The organism is Argonema galeatum A003/A1 (genome assembly GCF_023333595.1).
GTDB classification, from domain to species: Bacteria; Cyanobacteriota; Cyanobacteriia; order Cyanobacteriales; family Aerosakkonemataceae; genus Argonema; species Argonema galeatum.
Window position 1 is genome coordinate 1 of record NZ_JAIQZM010000088.1, and the last position, 1,887, is coordinate 1,887.

Below are 1,887 nucleotides of genomic sequence, written 5' to 3' on the forward strand. Positions count from 1 at the left end.
CCGCTACATAAAACTTACCTAAACCTACCCAAACAACTCTAGCTGTCAAATAGGTTCAGCGTTTACTTCCTGCTTCACAGAGTCCTTAACGGTTGAACCGTTAAGTGGTTTTGACCCTCCACAAGCAATCCCCGTATAGCTTACGGTTAAAGGATAATCAATCTCTGGATGCCAGTATTCTAGATTAACACTGGCATTAAAATCTCTATCCATCACACTGCCACAATTGAGACAGTGATAAACTCTCTCTTTTAATGGCATTTTCTGACGATGATGGCAACAAGAACAAAGTTGAGAAGAAGGATAAAATCTATCCGCTATAATCAACCTTGAGCCATACCATTCGCACTTGTAACTTAACTGTCTTTTGAACTCAAAAAAGCCGCAATCAGCGATAGCACTGGCTAACCTATGGTTTTTGAGCATCCCAGATATGTTTAAATCCTCGATGACTATTTCGCTGTGGTTCTTAGCTAACCATGTCGTTAGTTTATGCAGTGCGTCTAATCTGATATTAGCTACTTTTTGATGTAATATAGATACTTGATTAACTGCCTTTTTCCTATTGGACGAGCCTTTGTGCTTTCTCGCTACCGCTCTTTGGAGATGAGCTAATTTCCTTTTGGCTTGACGGTAAGCTTTTGGGTTGGGGAATATCGAGCCATCCGAACAAGTAGCTAACGCATTTATACCTAAATCAACACCGAGCCGCTGTCTAATTTTCTGCGTTCCTTTTGGTTCAAATTGAAACTTATAACTAACATACCATTCTCCCGCTCTTTTACTAATTGTTACATTTTTAGGCTGCTCACTAGGTAAGATTTCGTGACATCTTACCCAACCAATTCTAGGGAGCTTTATTTTGTCTCCACTAAAAAGAATACTTCCTTCTAAATAAAAACTATCCGAATCTCCTTTGTTTTTAAACTTGGGCTGTTGGCAGTGTTTGTGTTTCCACCAGTTAGTAAAAGCTGTGGCTAAATTTCTTAAAGCCTGTTGAGGAGCGCATTTAGAAACTTCATAGTACCACTTATGCACGGGCTTGACCTCGGCTACCAACTTTTTATGCAGGTCAATAGCACTGGGTAATTTCTCGTTTCTTGACAGAGCTTCCAAACAAGTCTGCAATCCCCAGTTATAAGCGTGACGAGCTACTCCAGCGTGTTTTGCCAGTATGGTTTTTTGCTGATTATTAAGTTTTAGTTTGGTTTTAAAACTTCGCCGCCACATTTTTTAGCTCCTCAACAATCTTTTTATTTTTGTGACTTCTACTTCCGGACAATCTCGCCGAAAATACGGTAATTATTTCTAGTACATCACTAGCTAAATCTTCTTCAAATGAAACATCTTCAGTGCGATTAATAATTAATACTTCTGTGCCAAAATGTTCGGAGAGACTAAATATTAATTCACTACCAAACCTTAGCAATCGGTCTTTGTGGGTAAGTACTAATCTCTCTACTTGGCTATCGACAATTAATCTAATTAATCTTTTTAGTCCTTTTTTGCTATAATTTAAACCACTTCCTAAGTCCTCAATTATTTGATACTGCCAACCATTCTGAGCGCAAAACAATTCTAAGACTTGTCTTTGTCTAGCTAAGTCATCTTTTTGGTCATAACTAGATACACGGCAATAGCCAATAGTGTAAGAAAGTTCTGATTTAATTCCCAGTAACTGAGCTAAATCATATCTTCTATGTCCCGACGCTGTTCTTTCTGGTATGAGTTTGCCTTCTAATTCCCAACGTCTGAGAGTAGAGGCGCTGACACCTTTTATTTTAGCTGCTTCACTTATGGATAACTTACTCATATTACTATGCTAGCTTATAATATGAGTAAGTTTGAGTAGCTTCAGGTAAATATTTTTGAACTGATTTCAGCCCT

2 protein-coding genes are annotated in these 1,887 nt (G+C 38.2%); both read right to left on the reverse strand.

Going from position 1 to position 1,887, the window contains the following annotated elements; all coding sequences use genetic code 11:
- Positions 1 to 45 precede the first annotated feature (45 nt).
- Positions 46 to 1,230 (reverse strand): RNA-guided endonuclease InsQ/TnpB family protein, encoded by a 1,185-nt coding sequence (locus LAY41_RS32050; RefSeq protein ID WP_249106742.1) that lies wholly within the window; start codon positions 1,228 to 1,230, stop codon positions 46 to 48.
- On the reverse strand, positions 1,211 to 1,813 hold the full coding sequence (locus LAY41_RS32055) for an IS607 family transposase (RefSeq protein ID WP_249106744.1): 603 nt from the start codon (positions 1,811 to 1,813) through the stop codon (positions 1,211 to 1,213). The genes LAY41_RS32050 and LAY41_RS32055 overlap by 20 nt, the downstream gene beginning before the upstream one ends.
- Positions 1,814 to 1,887 lie beyond the last annotated feature (74 nt).

What these genes read in the sequence shown, in the direction of transcription:
- LAY41_RS32050 (WP_249106742.1), bottom strand. Translation starts at nt 1,230, where the DNA reads ATGTGGCGGCGAAGTTTTAAAACCAAACTAAAACTTAATAATCAGCAA.
- LAY41_RS32055 (WP_249106744.1), bottom strand. Translation starts at nt 1,813, where the DNA reads ATGAGTAAGTTATCCATAAGTGAAGCAGCTAAAATAAAAGGTGTCAGC.